Here is a 1,311-nt window from a genome sequence, read left to right as displayed (position 1 = left end):
TTATCTATGGACTCTCCTCGGTTTGCAAGGTAATCAAGATAAAACCACATTCGACTGCATATATCTATTCGGTCTTTGTGTAGTCACACTGACCCAGATGACATTTGCGCGCAAATTCCTCATTATTCAAACGGCCTCAAGAGCCAAAGCTGTTATCAGGTCTTATTTACGCACGGTCGATGCCGTTTCCATCTCACTTACCAGCAATCAAGAAGTTCATCCTTACTTAACAATTTCCAGTGCTTTGATATTTAAACATCATTGCCCAGAGCATTCTTGCTTGTTTTGATGCATAAGCTACTGCCACAACATTATCTGGCTTACTCTTTCTTAGCTTTTCTACCCATTCAGTGTGAACGCCTTTCCCTTTAGAGGACATAAGCAATACAGTTCTTGCTCCGTGTATCAAGAGTGTTCGAAGATATGTATCGCCTTTCTTTGTGATCCTTCCTTGTTTTGCTTTCCCCCCGGATGAATACTGTCTAGGCACTAAACCCAGCCATGCCGAGAACTGCCTGCCGCTCTTAAATGTTTTTGAATCTCCGGTAGTTGCTACCACTGCCGAGGCTGTCAGCGCGCCAACCCCATCCAGCGTCAACAACTCTCTTGCAACTGGATGTGAGCGAGCCCAACGCTCGATTAAACGATCAAATTGAGCGATCCGCTCCTCTTCTCTTAACACTGAAGCATATAAATCATGGACTATTTCCAGAACAAGAGGAGACAGATCATTATCGCTCAGAAACGCCACCATCTCTTTTTTAAACTTCTCTCTACCCTGGCTAAAAACATAACCAAATTCAGCTAAATGCCCTCTAATTTGATTTATCAATGACGTTCGAGTAGCGATGCTTCTAGAACGTACTCGATGCACCATTAATATTTCTTGTTGCTCTTCTGTTTTAATGGCAACAAAGTTTACATTAGGCCTGCTTATAGCTTCACAAATTGCTGAGGCATCATTTAAATCATTTTTCTCTTTTATCAGATATGGCTTAACGTACTTGGGCGCAATAAGTCTCACATCGTGTCCTAATTTCTTCAGTTCCCTTCCCCAGTAGCTACTGCTTCCGCAAGATTCGATACCAATTAATACTGGCGGTAATTGCGCAAAAAAAGTTAAAACTGACTGGCGCTTTAACTTTTTTGAGAGTGTCTTATTCCCATGCTGATCCACACCGTAAGCAACAAATATGTTTTTAGCTATATCCAAACCAATACGAATAGTCATTGTCGCCATGATCGTCTCCTAGTTCAGTAGTCGTATCTTAAGGATAGCCACTGAAGGTAGAGGAGAGTCCATGTCATTAT

Annotated in this window: 1 protein-coding gene; it reads right to left on the bottom strand. The window is 42.0% G+C overall.

Translation table 11 applies throughout. The features are described 5' to 3' along the window. Window positions 1-226 precede the first annotated feature (226 nt). A complete protein-coding gene (locus KOI40_RS18250; protein WP_233710382.1) occupies window positions 227-1,240 on the bottom strand; it encodes an IS110 family RNA-guided transposase in 1,014 nt (337 codons plus the stop codon). Window positions 1,241-1,311: the final 71 nt, after the last annotated feature.

It is taken from the genome of Pseudomaricurvus albidus (genome assembly GCF_018863235.1).
In the GTDB taxonomy this organism is placed as follows: domain Bacteria; phylum Pseudomonadota; class Gammaproteobacteria; order Pseudomonadales; family Cellvibrionaceae; genus Pseudomaricurvus; species Pseudomaricurvus albidus.
This window is presented reverse-complemented; position numbering and strand designations above follow the sequence as displayed.

Coding starts and splice junctions, on each gene's coding strand:
- KOI40_RS18250 (WP_233710382.1), bottom strand. CDS start 1,240: ATGGCGACAATGACTATTCGTATTGGTTTGGATATAGCTAAAAACATA.